The organism is Grimontia kaedaensis, from assembly GCF_023746615.1.
Lineage (GTDB): Bacteria > Pseudomonadota > Gammaproteobacteria > Enterobacterales > Vibrionaceae > Enterovibrio > Enterovibrio kaedaensis.
Map to the genome: position 1 here is coordinate 1,359,448 of NZ_CP082275.1, position 20,533 is coordinate 1,379,980.

Genomic DNA, 20,533 nt, shown 5'->3' on the forward strand with positions numbered 1-20,533 from the left:
AGCTGAGAAGAAGGCTGCAAACTGACACATATTTTAAGAAAATATCGTCACCTAATAGGGTTATGAGAACCAATGGGTTACACTCAGATTCAAATAATCACCAAGGTTAAACAACCCAAGTCAGTTGGAGTGAAAATGATATTTGGAAAATATGCGGCAGTGGCAGGCGCGGTAGCGATTGCTGTGTTATGGCCGTTCGCGACAGGACAAATTGGCCAATCTCAGTACGAAGCCGAGATTGAAAAAGCGAAGTCACCTTACCTGGCCATTGAAAATGTCTCTTATGATCGTGGCTACTTGTCTTCAGACGTTGTGACCAAATTTTCGCTGACTGGCTCAACCAAAGAGCAATATGAAGAAGAAGGTTTACCGACGTCATTCACTGTATTGAGTGAAGTAGGGCACGGTTTCCTCAGCATCAGCTCAATTTCTAAGCTTGAAATGACGCCTGAAGTGAAAACGCTGTCAGAGGTGCTTTGGCCGTCGGGTGAGTCTCCTATCACTCTGGTGAGTGAAACCTCTATTTTTGGTGATACTCAGTTCGACATCACTGTTCGCGCGATGGACGGTGGTGATGAAGAAGTGACCATCACTAGTTCTCCGGCGAATGTATCTGGTACCGCTGATAAAGATGGCAACATGATTTATCAACTGGAAATGCCGTCTGTCGAGCTTTCTGGCGTTGAAGGTGAGAAGTTTACTTTCAGCGAGATCACGGGCTCTGGACAAGGCAAAATGGTTGATGAAATGTGGGTTGGTCAGCAGCTTATGAATGTGAAGACCACCAGCTTGACCGACGTGACAGGCATGGCTGCAACCGTCACTAATCTTGGCATTGACGTTCAGAACGAAATGGACGCTACCAATGGTGATGTGACGACTGCCAAGCCAGAAGAGCTTCGTATCACCAGTAAAAATACCATTTCCTTTCAGAAGCTTGATGTGCCTGAAACCATGGTTCTGGATAATTTCAAGCTGGGCGTGAACTTTAAAGACCTGGATTACACCGCCATGATGGCACTGGCTGAAAAAGCTGATAGCTTAAATGCAGAGCCAACAGACGAAGAGATGATGCAACTGGCCACTTCTCTGGATGGATTAGTAGAAAGCGGCATGACTTTCGAGCTGAAGCCACTGGAAGTGGATACTCCTGAAGGCCGTGTAGACGCGAAATTTGATTTAACGGTAGAACCAGGCCTTGGCAGCGTAACCCAGAACTTCGGTGCATTGATGTCGAAACTGAAGGGCAATCTGTTGGTGAATGTACCTGCTGCCTACGTGAATGGTGTGCCTGCTGTCTCTGCCTCATTGGGTAATCTTGAACCGTATGGTTTTATCAGTGAAGCTGAAAATGGCGTAACACTTGAAGCGAAAATTGAAGGTGACCAAGCGATATCGCCAACCGGTGAGCGCATTCCAATAGGTCTTTTAATGATGATGTTTATGTAACCATACGCGTCTTGATTTACTGAAAGCCGACGATTATTCGTCGGCTTTTTTGTAATGAATTTGATGTCGATTCTCTCTTTCATTTGTGACAAAGCGTAAAAATACCTTCGCGATAACTAGTAATTTTTCCAGCTTGGTCAACACTGTTAGGAAGTAAGCGCGGAGATTTGTCCCTGCTCTATGGTCAACAGACCCTAAGGTAGACAGACCCTCATAACATCTCATACAAAAGCAAGGGGGATGCATGGAATCGATTAAAGTAAAAGATTACATGAACAAAAGACCGGTCACCTTCACCGCTTCCATGCCGCTTTCCAGGGCGTTGGAGAAGATGCTCAGTGCCAACCAGACGGGTGGCCCCGTCGTTGATGATAGAAACAAAGTGGTTGGATTCTTATCCGAACAAGACTTGATCCACAAACTGCTGAAAGCGGGTTATTACTGTCAGGACAGCAACAACGTCGCAGACTGTATGCACAGTAACGTGAAGGCTGTTCTTCCTGATGACAGCATCATCCGCCTTGCAGAAGAAATGCTCCCAGCCAAGCCAAAGGTCTATCCGGTGATTGACGAAGATGAAAGGCTGGTCGGTTGTATTTCACGACGAGATATCCTGCGTGCGATAGCAGCGCAAATTGATGACTCGTTCCATCATCCGGTTTAACTGTTGAAATAAATAGAACGTGTTGTATCAAAGAAGGTGCTTGAGGCACCTTTTTTTCGTGGCATTATAGTCTGTTAGCTCTTATACCCAAACCACCTGAAGATGCAGGATTCAACGAGTTTGAATGGCATTGTGATCGCGGCGTTCCTTTGTAGGTGTAGTAACCTTCATCAAAAAGGAATAACAATGAGCACGGCGTCAGTCAACTTGCCCAAAGGGAGAGCCTCAATGCGACCACTTCTTCGCTAAATTCCACGGAAATAGAACCACTATTCCTCGTAAAATTTACCTCGAATTGACCGCATTGATGACCTCTGAGTGCAAACATCTTCAGGTGGTTTGGGTATAGATGGCGATAAAACTACAAAGAAAACAGGACTTTTCATGCCAAACCAACCCCAGGCCAAGTTTGTTAATGGTTCTATCATGCGCCATATCACCGTGATGTCGACATCCGGTGCTGTGGGCTTGATGGCGCTGTTTTTAGTCGACTTGGCTGACATGTTCTTCATCAGCTTACTCGGACAAGTCGAGCTGGCTGCTGCCGTCGGCTTTGCCGGTACCATCATCTTTTTCTCAACGTCAGTTTCAATTGGCACCTCCATTGCGATGGGCGCGTTGGTGAGTCGTGCGCTCGGTGCAGGTCAACGTGAAGAAGCCCGTAAAATCACTGGCAGCGTCATGGTGTTTTCAGCCTTGGTCAGCATCATCACAGCAGGGATTATTCTGGCTTTTCTTGATCCGATCCTTGCGTCTATCGGCGCTGAGGGGGAAGCAGCACAGAAAGCGGCTGACTTCCTCTGGATTTTGCTCCCTGGCGCACCTTTCATGGCGATGGGTATGGCTGGAGGTGCGGCATTAAGAGGCGTGGGAGATGCAAAACGTTCTATGTCAGCAACCTTGGCAGCGGGTGCTGCCAATGCCGTGCTTGATCCTATCTTTATCTTTGCCTTGTCCATGGGTGTGGAAGGTGCCGCAATCGCCTCCTTAATATCTCGCTTCGTAATGTTTGGTGTGGCGTTCCAAGCCGTGCATCGCAAGCATGACCTGGTCACCATGCCGACGTTGGAAGATTTAAAAACGCACTTCAAAGCTATCACCAACATTGCTGGCCCAGCGATCATCACTAATACCGCCACACCTATTGGGAACGCGATTGTGACTGCGCAAATCGCGAAATTTGGCGCAGATTACGTAGCGGGTTATGCGGTGATGGGGCGTTTATTGCCCGTGTCGTTTGCGTTGATATTCTCGCTGTCAGGGGCCGTAGGCCCCATCCTTGGACAGAACTACGGTGCGCTTCGGTTTGATCGGGTTCGATTGACACTGAGTGATTCGGTAAAATTCGTGACGGCTTACTGTGTAATTGTTGCGATTATTCTTTACTTCTCTCAGGGGCTTATCATTAGTGCGTTCAGTCTGAATGGCGATGCTGCTTCTATGGTGGCATTGTTCTGTACCTACATCGCGATCACGTTCATCTTTAATGGTACTTTGTTTGTTTCTAATGCCGCGTTTAACAATCTAAACCGTCCAACATGGTCGACCATGCTCAACGTCGGCAAGGCAACATTGGGTACGATTCCGTTTGTGTATATTGGTGCTCACTATGCCGGCGCGGAAGGTGTGCTGATCGGTCAGGCTGTTGGTTCGGTGCTGTTTGGTATCGCGGGCTACTTCCTCGTTAAACGCCTGATCGACCAATTGGCAGATGACCATGAAGAGAAAGAAGAGGACATTGTTCCTGTCGAACCGAATGTTCCGGCGGCAGGGCTGACAAGCTGTCGAGAGATGATGGCGGAAGATGCTGATGAGTTGCTATCAGACGAGGATATCTCCAAGAACACATCACGCTCTTAGCTAAAACGATGACTTTACTAAAGGACGCCATTGAGCGTCCTTTTTATTTGTAAATTCGGAATGCAGACTCTTGAAAATACACCGCATTTTATTGATCTAATTCAGTAACTGATCATGACATTGCGCGCAAAATAGCCTTGGGCTGTTTCGTTGAAGAAGTCTATTCAGCCCTAGGTTACCCACGAATTCGGCAGGTTTCGAAGTGGGCGTTTTGGCTTTTAAGGGACTGCAAGCGATTATGCGCGTTCAGGCGAAATACATACTTCCAATTCTTATCCCCTTGCTGGTGTTGATTCTTCCCGCGTCAGCATTTCCATTTGAAACCCTAACCGTGATGCAACAGCGTGCGATTGCTCTGTTTTTACTGGCAGCATTGTGTTGGGTATTAGAGCCCATCCCAATTTATGCCACGTCGGTCGTGGTGATTGTGCTTGAACTCCTGTTTCTGTCAGACAAAGGATTAATCTGGTTCCGCAGCAACGCGGGTAGTGCCGAGTTTGGTAACTTGCTGCAATACCACACCATCATGGCGACGTTTGCGAGCCCCATTATCATGCTGTTTTTGGGCGGATTCTTCCTTGCGATGGCAGCGACCAAATACCGTTTAGACATCAACCTTGCGCGCGTCTTGCTGAAGCCTTTTGGCAACAGGCCACAAATGGTGATGGCGGGTTTGATGATGATCACTGCTGTCTTCTCCATGTTCATGTCTAACACCGCAACAACGGCCATGATGCTGGCGATTCTGACGCCAATCCTTGCGGTATTTAAGCCAAATGATCCGGGCAAAATTGCGTTTGCACTCTCCATTCCTGTGGCGGCAAATATTGGGGGTATCGGTACCCCAATTGGTACACCACCAAACGCCATTGCTTTGAAATATCTGACGGGGGATAACCTCATTACTTTTGGCGAGTGGATGGCATTTGGTGTGCCATTTGTCATCGTCATGCTTTTGCTGGCGTGGGTTTTACTTTGCATACTGTTTCCGTCGGATGAAAACCAAATCTCCCTTTCAATTAAAGGACGCTTCCTGAAAACGCCGAAAGCTATCACCGTATACGTGACCTTTGCGGTTACTGTGCTTCTATGGTTGATGGGGTCAAGCCATGGCATGAACTCTTACACCGTTGCGTTGATACCTGTTGCTGTCTTCTCTATGACAGGCATCATCAATAAAGAAGATCTGAAAAAGATTTCTTGGGATGTGCTCTGGCTGGTGTCAGGTGGTTTTGCATTGGGTCTGGCGCTGGATAAAACCGGACTGGCGGCGCTACTGGTGAACAGCATTCCATTTGAAAACTACGCGCCGGAAATTGTGCTCCTTGGCGCAGCAGCATTATGTTTGCTGATGGCGAATTTTATGTCTCACACAGCAACGGCAAACTTGCTCATGCCGATTATGGCAGCGCTGGGTGTTTCTATGGTTTCGCTTTCGCCACTTGGCGGTGAAACCACATTGATCCTTGTAGTGACTTTCGCCGCTTCACTAGGCATGTCTTTGCCAATCAGTACACCGCCGAATGCATTAGCGCATGCGACGGGTCATGTAAGTAGCAACCAAATGGCAAAAGTAGGTGTTATCTTGGGCGTGGTCGGTGTCGCGCTCAGTTTTGTGATGGTTTGGATACTCCGAATGGTCGAGTTCCTATAACGATAAGAGGGAAACAGATGGAAAAAGTAAACATCATTTGCGTTGATGATCAGCGTGAAGTGCTTAGTGCCGTGCTGAAAGATCTCTCTCCTCTGGCAGCCGCATTTCATATTGAAGACTGTGAATCTGCTGATGAAGCACTTGAACTGATTGATGAGTTGGATGCAGAAGGCGAGCATGTTGCATTAATCATCTCCGACCACGTGATGCCAGAGAAAACCGGTGTGGAGCTGTTAACTGAAGTGTCGCTCGATCCCCGTTTTCGTTTTACCCGCAAAGTCTTGCTGACGGGGCAGGCCACACATGCTGACACCATTGAAGCCATCAACAGTGCCAGTATCGAGCGCTATCTCGAAAAACCGTGGGATGCTGAAGAACTGCTCAGTTCGGCAAAACGGCTGGTGACACAGTATGTTTTTGACGCTGGGCTGGACTACCGCGAGTTCCCTGATGTGCTGGATACACAGGTTGTATTAGATAGATTGAAGTAATTCCTCAGATTTTGGTTGACCTTGGAGTAGGCTCCAAGGTTTACACTGAATATGAAATTTGGTTAAGGAGATAAACCTATGTGCCATTCATGTCATTCAGTGAAATGCCAAAACCCAGTGCAACACAGTACTAAACCTGAATCTAAGCTCGATACTTGCTGTTCGTCAGCGACGGTGATTGAGACCAGCTGCTCGACGACAGAGGTGACGGACGGAGATACTGACGATCCGGCGCCCCAAGGCTGTTGCAGCAGTCAAACATGCAGCAGCCAATCTCAACATTCTACTACCCCTTCTGAACCAACGCCTTCAGCGGACAGCCTCCAATGGCGTGTCACCAATATGGATTGTCCAAGCTGTGCCAATAAGCTTGAAACCGCGCTAAAAGGCATCGGTGGGGTTGAATCTGCACAAGTCCGCTTTGCGACCGAAAAACTCATCGTCACCCTTAACCAAGCTGACAGCGATTCGCTGAAAGCTAAGATTGAAGCTAAGGCCGCAAAAACAGGTTTTCCCTTGCTTGACCTGACAGGAAGTAACCCGCCCGAAACAGAATCTGGCTGGCTTGCTACCTTGAAAAAGGACGGGTTATTAATCTCTCTCATCGCGGTGATGACATTTGCCGCGATGTTGTCTCAGTGGATGCCAGACGCTGGCACTGCGTTGTTCACATTGGCGACAGTGCTCGGTCTCATCCCAATTGTGAAGAAAGCTATTACCCTTGGACGCTCCGGCTCGCCATTCTCAATTGAAACTCTGATGTCGATTGCCGCGTTCGGTGCTCTTTATCTGGGTGAAACCGTTGAAGCTGCCATGGTGTTAGTCCTGTTCCTGATTGGCGAACGGTTGGAAGGTTATGCTTCTGCAAAAGCGCGTGCAGGCATTCAAGCGCTGATGGCATTGGTACCTGAAACGGTGATCCGAATATTTGAAGATGGCAGAAAAGAGTCTGTCTCCGTGTCTTCTTTGCAGCCGGGACACATCATCGAAATTGCCCCAGGGGGCAGGTTGCCAGCCGATGCACACTTAAAAAATGACATTGCAGCCTTTGATATGAGCGCCCTGACAGGAGAGTCCATTCCCGTAGAAAGACAGCAAGGCGAAAAAGTTCTTGCAGGCTCACTAGCCGTCGATCGTCTGGTTTCTTTGGAAGTCGTGTCAAAACAAGGTGAAAGTGCCATCGACCGCATTCTGAATTTGATTGAAGATGCAGAATCGCGCCGCGCGCCCGTTGAAAGATTTATCGACCGATTCAGCCGCTGGTACACGCCACTGATGATTGTGCTTGCCGCGCTGGTGGTGGTGATCCCGCCAGTGATGTTCGGTGAAAGTTGGGATACATGGATCTATCGCGGTTTGGCACTATTGCTGATTGCCTGTCCTTGTGCGTTGGTTATTTCCACGCCTGCGGCGATGACATCTGGTCTCGCGACGGCAGCGAGGCACGGAGCGCTCATCAAAGGTGGCGCTGCGCTTGAAGCCCTGAGTAAAGTGGAATGGGTAGCTTTTGATAAAACAGGCACACTGACAGAAGGTAAGCCAGTTGTTACTGATGTACTTAGCTGGGAAAGTAATGAAAACGTGCTTCTGGCCCAAGCCGCAGCGGTAGAGCAAGGTTCTCATCATCCATTAGCAAAAGCCGTGCTTGAAGCGGCCAATACAAAAGGGGTGGCTACTCTTACCGCTGAGAATGTTCTTGCCACGGCAGGTAAAGGCGTTTCGGGTGAAGTGGAGGGTAAGCGCATTGAAGTGCTGGCCCTCGACAAATTGGATGAGCATTACTTGGTCGGTAACGAGCGACAAAAAGCCGCACAACAGATTGCTGACCAAGGCAAAACCGTCGCAATTGTGTTTGTTGATGGCATTGCAAGCGGTGCATTGGCATGGCGAGATGAATTGAGGGCAACCGCTAAAATAACAGTGAATGCGCTTAACAACGCTGGTGTCCGCTCTGTGATGCTAACCGGGGACAACCCTCATGCTGCTGCCGGATTGGCAGGAAGTTTGAACATGGAGTACAGGGCGGGATTGATGCCGGAAGGCAAAGTCGATGCTATCCATGAAATTGCGCTAAAACACTGCGTGGCGATGGTCGGAGATGGTATTAACGACGCACCCGCTATGAAGTCAGCTACCATCGGTATTGCGATGGGCGGCGGTACAGATGTGGCGTTGGAAACTGCCGACATTGCGCTCAGTCAGAACCGTATTGAACAAATCCCAGCTGTGATAGCACTTTCCCGCGCTACGATGCGCAATGTTCGACAAAACGTTGCTTTGGCGGTGGGTTTAAAAGCGGTATTTTTGGTGACCAGTGTGCTCGGCTTCACGGGGTTATGGGTTGCGGTACTCGCTGACAGCGGAGCAACGGCTATCGTGACGTTAAACGCATTGAGACTGCTGCGGTTTAAAGACAAGGGCAACGTTGGCGATAGTAACGATAGAGTCGGTGAAACTTACCGCGGTCTCAAATCTGTTTAAGTGATATTTGTCACCAATATGTGCAATGTAATGAAATGAAATTTTCATTGAAGTGACTCTCGTCACGTTAATATTCTTTGTTGGCAGTATGGTGGGAGCATAGATTTTTGCTCCCGCCAAGAGGAGCTTTTGTTATCACTGATGTCGGTCCTAAAAACGTTGACCGATGAAAGGAGCCAATAATGACCGAGCAAACTGTTTTCCACCTGGGCGTTAACCTATCTGATCTTGAGGGCGCAACCATGGCGATTATTCCGGGCGACCCAGCGCGTGTGGAGAAAATTGCAGCCCTGATGGATTCGCCTAAGTTCCTGGCTAGCCATCGAGAGTATACCTTATTCCTGGGTAAGCTGGATGGACAGTCAGTGGTGGTTTGTTCAACCGGTATTGGCGGCCCTTCAACGTCGATTGCAGTCGAAGAGTTGGCGCAACTGGGTGTTCGCACCTTCCTTCGTGTTGGTACCACAGGCGCGATTCAGCCACACATCAATGTGGGCGACATCATTGTGACCACTGGCTCAGTTCGCCTTGATGGTGCGAGCCTGCATTTCGCGCCAATGGAATTCCCTGCGGTTTCTGATTTTGATGTCACCACCGTGATGAAGCAGGCGGCAGATGAATCAGGCGCAGCCGTGCACACTGGTGTAACTGCCTCAAGCGATACTTTCTACCCAGGCCAGGAACGCTACGACACCTTCAGCGGCCGCGTTAGACGTCACTTCCAGGGATCCATGGAAGAGTGGCAAGCAATGGGCGTATTGAACTTTGAAATGGAATCAGCAACGCTATTAACCATGTGCGCAAGCTCTGGTTTGAAGGCGGGTTGTGTTGCGGGTGTTATCGTAAACCGCACACAAAAAGAAATCCCGAATCCGGAATCCATGGCAGAAACCGAAGCACGTTCTATCAAAGTGGTTGTGGAATCTGCGCGTAAATTGCTGAATGCATAACCGCTGGATTCGGTAGAGTCCAAAAAGAAAGCCGACGCAAATGCGTCGGCTTTTTGTGTGTGTTTTATAGCTGAACGAATCAGTCAAACAGACCTTTATCGTGACCGCCTGCGCGAAGGAACCACTCGTGAAGATGAGTTTTCAGATCGCCTAGTTGATCAGGGCCAATCAATGCCAAGCCCAAATCTGTTGCACGGGTGATGTCGTGGTGACGCAGAGGGCGGAAGCTAACCAGCATGGCACGCGCTTGAAGACCACCAAGAAGGTCGCGAATCGATTCCAACTTATACAAAGTGTCATCGCCGTCACTCGACATGCCTTTGGTCTTGCATTCAATGATGTGAAGTTTGTTGTTCACAACAGTCGCGACATCAAGCTCGTTACGCACTTCTTTGTCGCCGATTTGTCGGTAAACCTGCACACCCAAAGACAAATCCTGAATTGTCAGCAGCTCACGCTTAATCTCTTCAACAATGTGGTGAACATACCACTCCAGCCATTCACCGTTAGCAAACCGACGAGCCGCTTCACTTGAGAATGTCAGTACACCATTCTGGTAAGTCGAGAGGCCAGCATCGGTCAGGTCATCAATCAGCATGCCCAGTTCGCGATAGCCTTGTTGTTTGTCGCTCAGCTCAACATCCAACTTTTGCGCTTTACGACAGGTAGTCGCCAGGTAGTTGAGGGTTGCGAGACCTGGGCCTAATTCGTAGGCATTGCTTGCCCACTTATGGCCAACGGTTTCAATCGTGGTGTCCAGCACAGTGCGAATATCGTCTTCAGGCAGCTCACAGCGAGCACCAAAAATGGTCAGGTAATCGCTGATGTTTATGTGGTCTTCTACTTGTTCTTGCCCACGGCCATACGGGTATAGCCAGCAGAGCTCATCGCTGAAAGGCTCAATCACGTAAATCGGCCAGTTGTAGGTGCGGAAAATTTCGTAGGCGGTCAAAAGGCGGTGACGCAACCCACAGCTGGCGTTGAAAAACACTTCAGTCCCTTCATCTTTCAAACGGCTGGCAAGCTCTTCAATCTTCCCTTTAATGAGAGGGATATTGATATCTGAAGGGATCAGGAAAAACTCAGTTTCGAAACCTTTTGGGGTAAGAACCTGACTCAACTGCTCATACTGTGAACGTTGGCATTCAACACCAATGAAAATCACTTTTTCGGCCTTGAACTTTCGGTGCAGCAAGGCTGTGACCAATCGGACGGGGTCTTGGTCAATGATACCGACATGTGTGGCCATATATTCTCCATTAGGACACGGTAACGACGTTAATTCGCACTCATCCTTCGTTGTTCTTCAACACAATATCTGGGCTATGAACGGAATATTCAAGTAGTTAGTCCTCATATTCTTATGAAAAGTACGGTTGTTTTACGCATATGTATGAGTCAAACAAGAAAAGTTCCCAAGAATAGTCCTCGTTTCCTAATCTTAAAAGTGTCATTTGTGTCAGTAAGGAGATGGAATTGCATGAAATTCTGTCTCATTAATTCTCAATATTGAGCAATGAATGAAACTAGCTTGGTAGACATAAGACACTAGTCATCTCGCTGGTTAAACTCTATGCACAATAGTTAAAGACATGGATTCGCATAGGAAAATGCGGACAAAGTTTGGGAAAGATATATGATTGGTCATGAGTTCGATGTCGGTTTTAACGTCGACAGGGTGGATGGACAAGCGTACTTGGTTTCTGATGATGCACGGATTATCAGTCTTCGCGCGGGCATGCAAATTGCGCCAAACCAAGTCGTTCTAACAAATGAAAACAGTTCCGTTGTGGTAAGCGGCAAAGATCAGCGCTTTGCGTTCGACGGAAAATGTGCTTCCTGTTTAGTCCCTCTCGGTGACTCCGATGTTGAACAATATGCTGCTACCCACAGCGTGACTTTCAATGGCGACGCGCTGAACGAAGAAATCCCTCTCGATATCGATGTCGCTCAACTGCAACAGCTGATCTTAGAGGGCGTTGACCCAACTGAAGTCTTCGAAGAAACCGCAGCAGGCGAGGGCGGAGGCTCAGCTAATGCCGGCTTTATCGTGGTTGACTACGGTTATGCTGCCACGCTGGCTGAAGCTGGCTTTGATACCACTGGCCCACTTGGCGGATTGAACAATACCGAAGATTTTCTCGGTGCTGACGACGATGGTACCGGCAGCATTACAGGTGACGATGACGGAGATGGCGGACCAACGCCAGGACCTGGGCCAACACCAGGACCTGGGCCAACACCAGTGCCTGGGCCAACACCAGGACCTGGTCCCACACCTGTGGATATTGACGCTGAGGGTGGCCAGCGCGCCTCGCTGTCAGTCACAGAAGGTGACTTAGACGACAGCCCATATGGTTCGCCAGATACCACCAATTTCACGATTGAAGCGGGTACCGAAGCACTGGTCCCCGGTACGCTGCAAATTGCTACCACCGAATGGGTGGCTGTGCAGGCAGAGCTTGCTGAAATTACCTCTAATGGAGAGGCGGTGGTCTTTACCCGTCAAACCAGCCTTGATGCCAATGGCGTTCTCACGTTAACTCTGACAGGCGCCGTTAGTGGTGAAGACGTGGTTGAACTGGTGATCACTGCAGCGCAAAGCGGTAATGATCTCAACATCAATGCCACACTGACTCAAAATGGCCCGCTTGATCACACCACAGGTTCAGGGACTTACGTCAACATTGATGGCGACAAAATTTCGATCAATCTGCCGCTGCAAGTCGCGGATACTGGCGGCGACCTGATGCAAAGCCCAGCGCAATTGACGCTGGAAAGCAATGATGGTGCAGCGGCGATAATCGGAGAAGCGACCGTTGAACTGACTGAAGTGGCAGCATCAGCGACCGATAACACCGCCACCACCTCAGACGGTGTTGATCTGGGCAGTGACAGCATTGCCAGCGTGAACTTTGACGCAGCGGCAGCAGAAGCGCAGTTCGCCGGCATTACCAGTCATGGTCAGCCAACCGTGGTTGATACCTCAGTGTCTGGTGTGATTACGCTTTACACCGATAACGGTGGTACGCCGGAAAAAGTCCTCGAGATATCGCTCAAACCTTCCGATACTGCGGGAGAGCCTGCTGAATATACAGTCACTCAATACCATCCGTTTGACCAACATGGCGACAGTGACGGCGACGGCGATAACGACAGCACTACCTTCACCTTCCCGTTTACAGTGACAGATGCCGACGGTGATATCAGTAACGAATCGGACGTGTCGTTCAAGCTGATCGACGGTGAAGTGGCGCATGGTGGAGAGCGCACAGATGACGACGGTAATCCACTTGACCTCATCGAGCTGCAAGAACAGAACACGCCGGTGAACTCGGCAACGTCCCATTCTCAATCTGGCACTGTCACCATTGATGCTGCGACGGATAGACTCGATCCGACTTCGGTTAGGCTTGAACAACTCGATACGCTGAAAACAGAGTTGGAAGAGCTCACCAATAATGATGGCGATCCTATCGACAGCGTAGTGGTGAATGAGACCACCGATGCTGATGGCAACCCAACTTATGTTGTTGTCGCCAGTTTTAATGGTGTCACGGCGCTGGAAATTGAAATTTCCGCTCAGCAAGGTTCAGATGGTTTGGGTGTCGTTCTTGACACTCAAATCACCCAATATGTACCGTTGATTCACCCTCAGGATCCGAGCTCAGAGAACACCTCAGGCCTTGTCACGGCTGACGGTGAGCAAATTATGGTCAAAGTGCCTGTGCAGGTTGCAGACACGGATGGCGATCTGCTGGTCGATCCAACGGATCCTAATATCGAAGCGCCCCGCGTTATCAGCTTCGTAGTCGTAGATGACAACTCAACCACGTTTGGTTTCGGTACCAGTGATGGTGTGATCGTCGAAGAGAGCAGTATTGATGATGGCACTGGTTCTAACCAAGGCTCAAAAGCAAGTGGTACGCTCAATATTGACACGACAGACGAAGACGGTAATCCGCTTTCGGTGGAGATAACTAAACCCAATGGTGACGTCGTCGAAGACTACAGGTTAGATACGACGGACTATGTTAAGTACGCTGATGGTTCACCAGTACAAGCCAGCGGATTTCCCATTTTCCTTGAACAGCGCCCAGTAAGCGACGCATATCCGAAAACTTACTTCGGCACGGCTGATGATGGTTCAGGGGATAATCGTGATGTTATGAAGTTTACCTTCAATCAAGATGGCACCTTTGAATTCGAGCTACTGTCAGCGATTGATCATGCGCCAGGCGATGGCAATAACGAAGCCGTGTTTAGCCTCAAGGCATACACAGTCGATGCAGACGGCGATGAATCTCCACGAATCAACGTTCCAATCACCGTGGTTGATGACGTGCCTCACATGGAAGGTAACATTGCGCTGAATCTCGACAATGACGGTTCAGGTACCTTTACTGCGACCATTGATGTTCTGGCTCTGCAAGATCCAAGCTCGTTACCGGGAATTGAAGATCTTGCGGGAGCTGATGGCCCAACTTTGATTTCCCGTATTCACAACGGTATTGAGTGGGTAGACGTCTCATTAACCCGATCATCGACCTTCGATATTTTCTCATCAACCGATCCAAGCAAAAAGCTCGGAACGATCTCTATCGATCCAAGAAATGAACCTCTTGGTGAAGTGGTATTTACGCTTAACCCTGAGCTTGATAACCCACGCGACATTGAAAACGAACAATTCCAGTTCGAAGTGAAAGACTTCGATGGTGATACCGCCACCGGTCAGTTTACGCTTGGGCTGATTGACCAAACACCAACCCTGACCATAGCGCCAGATACAGCCGGGGATATCACAGGAACCGAAGACCAGGGCCAGGCTGACACCAACACCGAATCAGCGGGCGTAGATGGCACTGCGGGTATCCCAATCAACATGCAGCTTAACATCGGCGACAACGACCTCGGCGAAGCGTTGGAAGAGGATGGTCAACTGGTGCTGAATGGTGAAGTCACCCTCGCTACCCGTGATGATGCGGGCGATATAGGCGGCACGTTCTACTTTAACGGCACCGAAATCATGCCGGATGCTGATGGCAATATCGTCCTGAGCGCCGATATGTTTGAAGCCTCAAGCACGGACGATCCCATCACCTTCGATTTGACGGGCGTGACCTTCGTACCGGATCCGGATTACTCCTCTTACGACGGTAGCAATCTGATCCAGTTTGATGTCGAACTGGAAGTCAACGGCCATAACCCAGTTACCTCAGCGTCACCACTGGAAATTACGGTTGAAGGCGTGGCTGATGTGCCGACGCTCAGCTTGATTGGCGAGGCAGCAGATGGCATCTTTGAAGTTGACGAAGACCACGAGCGTTTTGGCCCAGACGACTTCACGCTGGCGGAACTGTTTGAAGGGGCGCTGCAAGACACTGACGGCTCTGAAACCTTGCACTATGAATTCACTCTGTCACCGGACTCGGGTCAGCTTTTAGGTGGTTTCATTTCGGGCAGTGATGGTTCTTACGTGTTGTCTGATCCCTCGCAATTAAACCGAGTACGTTTCGTTCCCGACGAGGATTTCAGTGGTGACATTACGCTCACCATCAAAGCGGTTTCTACCGAATCCTCGCCATCAAGCGTGGAAGAAGCGTCAACAGAAACCTCTCTCATTCTGCGGGTAGAACCGCAGGCAGAAGATGCGCGTTTGAGCGTACAACGTGTGTTTGATAACGAAGATGCAGGCAATCCTGACCCCGACGTGGCGGAAGGCGATGCGATTTCGCTGGCAGGCCAGATTACCCTGACCTCGCTGGGCACCGATGATGACGGTTCAGAGTCAATGTTTGTGCGCATCTTCGATTTGCCAGACGGTGCCGTGCTGCAGTTGAATGATGGTGGCACCATCACCACCTTGAACGACACAGACCGTATTTCCGTGGACGATATCGACAAGATCGAAATTGTGCCGCCAGTGAACAGCAACGAGAACTTTACCATTCAGGTAGAAGGGATCGTGGTCGATACCTCACCAGACTCCCCGGACGACGAACGTATTATTCCAGCCACCTCGCTGGATGTGATTCTTGTGGGTGTGGCAGACACACCGGAATTCAACGTAGACAATCCGGGTACGGATGCCGGTCAGTGGCAGGTTGATGAAACCACAGGCACGGTTTCTACCACGGTGCCAGAAGATGGAGTCGATGGTGATGGTTTAGTACTCCTGGATTTCTCCGTCGTTTCCGGAGAAAAGGCCTTGTCGCCAGCAGACAATTCAGAAAGCCTGTCGCTTATCGTTTCAAATATTCCGAATGGTGCGTCATTCGTGACCAAAAACGATGACGGTTCAACAACGGAAGTCGAACTGGCGTTCGTAGAGTGGATTACAGATGGTAGCTCGGGCATGTCTGTACCGACCTACTCGATTGATGTCTCCGTGTTTGAAGCCGGTGACGTGTACCTGAAACTGCCACCAAACTCGACCAAAGATATCACGATCAATGCGGAGTTGGTTGCGACAGAAAATGATGGTGATGAAACCTCAATCAATACAACCATCAACATCGAAATCAATCCTCCGATCATTGATGCAGAAGACTACGTAGACTCAACCTCCGAAGGTAAAGAGGATGAGTGGGTCACCATCAATTGGATGCCTGATCTCTCTATCAGTGGTGTGGCTGATTCAACGACACCTGATGTCGTTGAAACGGCAGTGGGTGCTGTGATTTCAGGGTTTGCCGACACGGATTCGGTTCAACTGATCAAAGGTGATGGCACCACCATTGCGTTGACGCCAACCAGCGGCACCGTGGTGATTACCGAAGCGCAGATTGCAGATGGCTACCAGCTCCAAGTGAAGCGCGAAGAGCACAGCGATGTTGATCTAACGCTTTCAACCACAGTCACGGTTCGTCAGGTCGATTTCGAAGGCGAAAGTCAGGTAGAAAAAGAAATTTCAGGCACGGTGAATGTTGATATTCAGGCGGTGGTTGAAACGGAAGATAGCGAACTTGCGTTCCGAGACAACGCGGGCAACCCGACCACTGAAATCTCTACAGATTCACTGGGCAATGTTGATCTGATCAATGCACTCCAGATTGTTAGCCCAGACACCTCCAGTACCGAGAGTTTCCTGAACGTTTATATCAGCGATTTACCTGACGGCTTCTTGGTGACTGGCGCGGTATACGATGGCCAGATGGGATGGGTGGTCAGTGACCCGAATAATTTCAGCATTGTTGCGCCCGCCAATACCCCTACTGTCCAACAGACAACCTTTACCATCTCTGCGTTGGTGATTGACGAAGGTGATGCGGGTGAAGGCGATACCAGTTTGCCTGAAACCATCGAAACCCAAATCACTCTTAACTATCAGAACGTGAATGTCGATGCCAATCAGGCCCAGGTTATTGAACAACCCGCGACGCCTGTGGTGATCGAAGGCGATGAAGATAACGCTATCTCGCTGGAAGGGCTGGGCGATGCGATCGAATGGCCTTCTGGCTCTGGTTTGACGGAAGACGTCGAATTCGATCAGGTGACGGTTGTGATCAACGGCGATGAAATTCCGGAAGGAACTGTTATCAGCGGTGCCATCTATCACTTTGAAAATGACACCTACGTTTTCACGCCGCCACGAGAGAGCAGCGGTAACCCTTATCCGTCAGGGTTTGATCTATCAACATTGACCATGACGCCGCCGGACGATTTTGCGGGTGTCATGAACATTCCGGTCAATTTTGTCAATCTGGACTCATCAAGCGGTGATACCGAAACCACCACAGTGAATGTGCAGGTCGATGTGAAACCTCTGGTTGATTTACCACCACCGGATGGTGCTGAGCAACCGGGCGACGGCTCAACAGATTTCTCTTTCAGCTTGACGGTGAACGGCACCAATGGGTTGAACGACCAAACGCCACCGCAGCCGGTAGAGCCGGGAGATACAGAGCAGTTCTACCCAGATGAAGCGCTGGAAGACGGCATTATCTCATTGAGCATTGCCGGTTCTCTGGCAGATGTAGACAGTGCCAACGGTCTGGAAGCCATCTCTTCAGCGGTATTGACCGTACCGGCATCCGTCGGTGTGTTTGTCGCGGCTGATGGCACTGAGTCATCAACGATGACAGTTACTGGCGCAGATCTGTCAGACTTCTCCTTCAAACCCGCGCCAGATTTCAGTGGAACGGTTGAGATATCTGCGGCGCTCACCATCACCGACACGGCGACAACAGGTGTCGACAGTCGCACCACATCAACCAGTTTCTCGTTTGAGGTGGTGCCGGTTCATGATGAAGTGACCTTCACGCAAGACGGTGTCGAAGTGGAAGACGACGCCACCGTAGAACTGACCATGACAGAAGATGAAGCTGGTGGGCTCTCGTTGGCCGCGCTTGGTGCATCTTTCTCCGATATTGACGGCTCTGAATCACTGTCATCGGTTTCTATTTCCAACGTGCCGGAAGGATTTACCTTTGCGGCACCTGCGGTGAACGCAGGCAGTGGCATTTGGGTCATTGCCGGAAGTAACGTGACCGATCTTTCTTCACTGTCACAGTTGCAGATCATCCCTCCGGCCAACTTCAGTGGTGAAGTCGATCTGATGATGACGGTTTACACCAAAGAAGCAGGCGCAAACTTCGTCGTTGGTCAAAGCCAGGAGCTTTCACTGACGGTGGAGCCAGAGGGCGATGGTGCCATAGCGTTTGTTGACGGCAGCGCGTCAGGTGAAGAAGACACCGAGATCGCACTGGATTTGGATATCTCTGTCAAAGACGACACAGACACCCTGTCCGCTACTCAGCCTCCGGGCGTGTCGTTCACGGAAAATGAACCAGAAACCTTGCTCATCACTGTTTCTGGCGTGCCGGAAGGCGGCCAATTAGTACTGCCAGATGGCGTCACAGGCACAGTGACACCGGAAACCTCAGACGGCGGCGACGTGGTCATCACAGTAGCAGCCACGGAGCTCACCGACCTGACCTTTGTGCCACCACAGGATGGAAACGGCACTTACACGCTGGATCTGGCGATACAGACAGTCGATAACGGCGCCGTCTCTGACGATGTGGTGAACAAACAGGTGAACGTCAGCGTCAGCGCAGTGAACGACGAGCCAGTCAACATTCTGGCTGACAGCTACGATGCGGAAGAAGACACCGTGCTCACCATCACTGACCTACAAGTCGAAGATGTGGATGCCCGTGATGGCGCCAGCATTGTCAATGTGGAGCTGGTGGTGGGAGCGGGTAACAGCTTGACCCTGAAAGGCGACACAACTGGCATTACCGTTACCGGTGATGGCACGAACACACTGGTGATTGAAGGCGATATTGATGCCATCAATGCCTTGTTGGCAGAAGGCGTGGACTACGCATTCGCCGGTGAAAATACGTCAGGTGAAGACAGCCTGACCATGACCACGCGCGACCGCGGTAACTTTGGTTCTGGCGGCCAGAAATTCGACCGCGATGAAGTGGCAATCATTGTTGCACCGAAATCGGATTTGCCAGAACTCACTGCTGCAACGCAACTGGCGTCAATGCGCGCAGCCACGGGCGCACTGGTGCCACTGCTTGGCTTGATGGCATCACTGGTTGACCCAATCGATAACGAGTTCAGCCTCACCTTCAGCGGCATGGGTACAGCGGCAGAAATCGTTGATGCAGCAGGTACGCCAGTCGGGACTAACAATGGTGACGGCACCTGGACATTCAGCCAAGCAGAGCTGGAAACCCTGACGCTGAGCGACCTTAACATTCGCTTCAGTGCACAGCCTCCGGGCGATATTACCGTCACAGCGCTTTCTGATGTGGGCGATGGGGAACCGCAGCAAGCCACACTCACCATCAACGCGAACGTGGTAGATACCGAAACCACAGGTGAACTGAACACGCCTCCGGCGGATAGCAGCGCAGATAACCTGGTGGTTGATGGCGATGCAGACACCGAAGTTCATGGTGGTGATGGAGACGACATCGTCGCAGGTGGCCTTGGCGAAGATATTCTCACCGGCGGCGCTGGTGATGATGAAATGTGGGGTGGCAAAATCGGTGGCACCGGAGATGGCGTCAAAGACACCTTCAAATGGCAGTCAGGTGACTTCGGCACCGCAGCCGCGGCAGCGACAGACACCATTAAAGACTTCGAATCGGGCATTGATGTTATCGATATCTCCGACGCGTTCGATTCCACTGGGATTGTCACCTTCACCGATCTGGCAAACCGACTGGATATCCAAACCGTCGACGGCAACACCCGTATTCAGGTATTGGACGACAGCAGCCAGCCAATCCAGAACATCATTGTTGAAGGCGTCACGCTTAATGTTCTGCTGGGTATGGATGCATCTGGCTTCACGCAAGATGAAATCCTCGAATCCATGATGATGGCAGGCCAACTGGTGGTATTCGACCCAGCGACGACGCAATTCGGTACCGAAGCGGATGAAACACTCACTGCAAGCGACGATGGCGAGCGCATTTACGCAGGCGACGGGGATGACACTGTCACGGGCGGTTTGGGCAATGACATTCTAGTCGGCGGTGATGGTGAAGACATTCTTGTTGGCGGAGAGGGCAGCGATACGCTTTCCGGAGGTCTCGGGAACGACACCATGACTGGCGGCGCAGGGGATGATACCTACACTTGGGCGGAGTCGGATGTGGATGCAGCAACCTTAACGGTAGATACCATCACTGACTTCGATGTCGGCACAGCCACCACAGGCGACAAGCTGGATATTTCCGCACTGCTGCCAGATACTGTTGACGGCTCATCAACCATTGAGCAGTTGCTGGATTACATTCGTCCGGAAGCGGGTGTTGATGGCAGCCTGACGCTCCATATATCGCAAACTGCGGGCAGCATGGAGTCGCAAGACGTTGTGTTGGATTCTGTTGGGCTGTCCGACCTTGGCCTTGCAGACGGTGCGACTACCACGCAAATCCTGACAGAGCTGGTTCAGCTTCAAACCCTCAAGCTCGATTAAGCACCTTACCTGAGATAATGGCGTTTAATTCTTGAAGCA

The 20,533-nt window shown here is 50.4% G+C and carries 9 protein-coding genes; 8 read left to right on the top strand and 1 reads right to left on the bottom strand.

The features are described 5' to 3' along the window. The first annotated feature begins 135 nt into the window (after positions 1-135). From K6Q96_RS06400 to udp, 7 genes are all read left to right on the top strand, one after another. Positions 136-1,449 carry a DUF945 family protein gene (locus K6Q96_RS06400; protein ID WP_251878766.1) on the top strand — a complete coding sequence of 438 codons (1,314 nt, stop codon included), beginning with the start codon at positions 136-138 and terminating at the stop codon, positions 1,447-1,449. Between the two features lie 244 nt (positions 1,450-1,693). Beyond that, positions 1,694-2,113 carry a CBS domain-containing protein gene (locus K6Q96_RS06405; protein ID WP_251878768.1) on the top strand — a complete coding sequence of 140 codons (420 nt, stop codon included), beginning with the start codon at positions 1,694-1,696 and terminating at the stop codon, positions 2,111-2,113. 384 nt (positions 2,114-2,497) lie between these two features. Next, entirely contained in the window at positions 2,498-3,973 is a 1,476-nt protein-coding gene (locus K6Q96_RS06410; protein WP_251878770.1) for an MATE family efflux transporter, read from the top strand. A gap of 238 nt (positions 3,974-4,211) precedes the next feature. Then, positions 4,212-5,627 carry an SLC13 family permease gene (locus K6Q96_RS06415; RefSeq protein ID WP_251879605.1) on the top strand — a complete coding sequence of 472 codons (1,416 nt, stop codon included), beginning with the start codon at positions 4,212-4,214 and terminating at the stop codon, positions 5,625-5,627. A gap of 17 nt (positions 5,628-5,644) precedes the next feature. Continuing rightward, the gene (locus tag K6Q96_RS06420) at positions 5,645-6,118 is read left to right on the top strand and encodes a response regulator (protein ID WP_251878772.1); all 474 of its coding nucleotides are present in this window, start codon (positions 5,645-5,647) and stop codon (positions 6,116-6,118) included. 78 nt (positions 6,119-6,196) lie between these two features. Next, positions 6,197-8,599: a zinc/cadmium/mercury/lead-transporting ATPase gene (locus tag K6Q96_RS06425; RefSeq protein WP_251878774.1), complete on the top strand. Its 2,403-nt coding sequence runs from the start codon at positions 6,197-6,199 to the stop codon at positions 8,597-8,599. A gap of 182 nt (positions 8,600-8,781) precedes the next feature. Then, the gene (gene udp / locus K6Q96_RS06430) at positions 8,782-9,549 is read left to right on the top strand and encodes a uridine phosphorylase (RefSeq protein WP_251878776.1); all 768 of its coding nucleotides are present in this window, start codon (positions 8,782-8,784) and stop codon (positions 9,547-9,549) included. Between the two features lie 79 nt (positions 9,550-9,628). Here the strand turns inward: udp and K6Q96_RS06435 are convergent, their stop codons facing one another. After that, positions 9,629-10,798, bottom strand: a complete 1,170-nt coding sequence (locus tag K6Q96_RS06435; protein ID WP_251878778.1) for a Card1-like endonuclease domain-containing protein — start codon at positions 10,796-10,798, stop codon at positions 9,629-9,631. Positions 10,799-11,185: 387 nt separating this feature from the next. Here K6Q96_RS06435 and K6Q96_RS06440 point away from each other — a divergent pair, with 387 nt between their 5' ends. After that, positions 11,186-20,494: a retention module-containing protein gene (locus tag K6Q96_RS06440; RefSeq protein WP_251878779.1), complete on the top strand. Its 9,309-nt coding sequence runs from the start codon at positions 11,186-11,188 to the stop codon at positions 20,492-20,494. Positions 20,495-20,533: the final 39 nt, after the last annotated feature.

What these genes read in the sequence shown, in the direction of transcription:
- K6Q96_RS06425 (WP_251878774.1), top strand. Translation starts at nt 6,197, where the DNA reads ATGTGCCATTCATGTCATTCAGTGAAATGCCAAAACCCAGTGCAACAC.
- K6Q96_RS06420 (WP_251878772.1), top strand. Translation starts at nt 5,645, where the DNA reads ATGGAAAAAGTAAACATCATTTGCGTTGATGATCAGCGTGAAGTGCTT.
- K6Q96_RS06410 (WP_251878770.1), top strand. Translation starts at nt 2,498, where the DNA reads ATGCCAAACCAACCCCAGGCCAAGTTTGTTAATGGTTCTATCATGCGC.
- K6Q96_RS06415 (WP_251879605.1), top strand. Translation starts at nt 4,212, where the DNA reads ATGCGCGTTCAGGCGAAATACATACTTCCAATTCTTATCCCCTTGCTG.
- udp (WP_251878776.1), top strand. Translation starts at nt 8,782, where the DNA reads ATGACCGAGCAAACTGTTTTCCACCTGGGCGTTAACCTATCTGATCTT.
- K6Q96_RS06435 (WP_251878778.1), bottom strand. Translation starts at nt 10,798, where the DNA reads ATGGCCACACATGTCGGTATCATTGACCAAGACCCCGTCCGATTGGTC.
- K6Q96_RS06440 (WP_251878779.1), top strand. Translation starts at nt 11,186, where the DNA reads ATGATTGGTCATGAGTTCGATGTCGGTTTTAACGTCGACAGGGTGGAT.
- K6Q96_RS06405 (WP_251878768.1), top strand. Translation starts at nt 1,694, where the DNA reads ATGGAATCGATTAAAGTAAAAGATTACATGAACAAAAGACCGGTCACC.
- K6Q96_RS06400 (WP_251878766.1), top strand. Translation starts at nt 136, where the DNA reads ATGATATTTGGAAAATATGCGGCAGTGGCAGGCGCGGTAGCGATTGCT.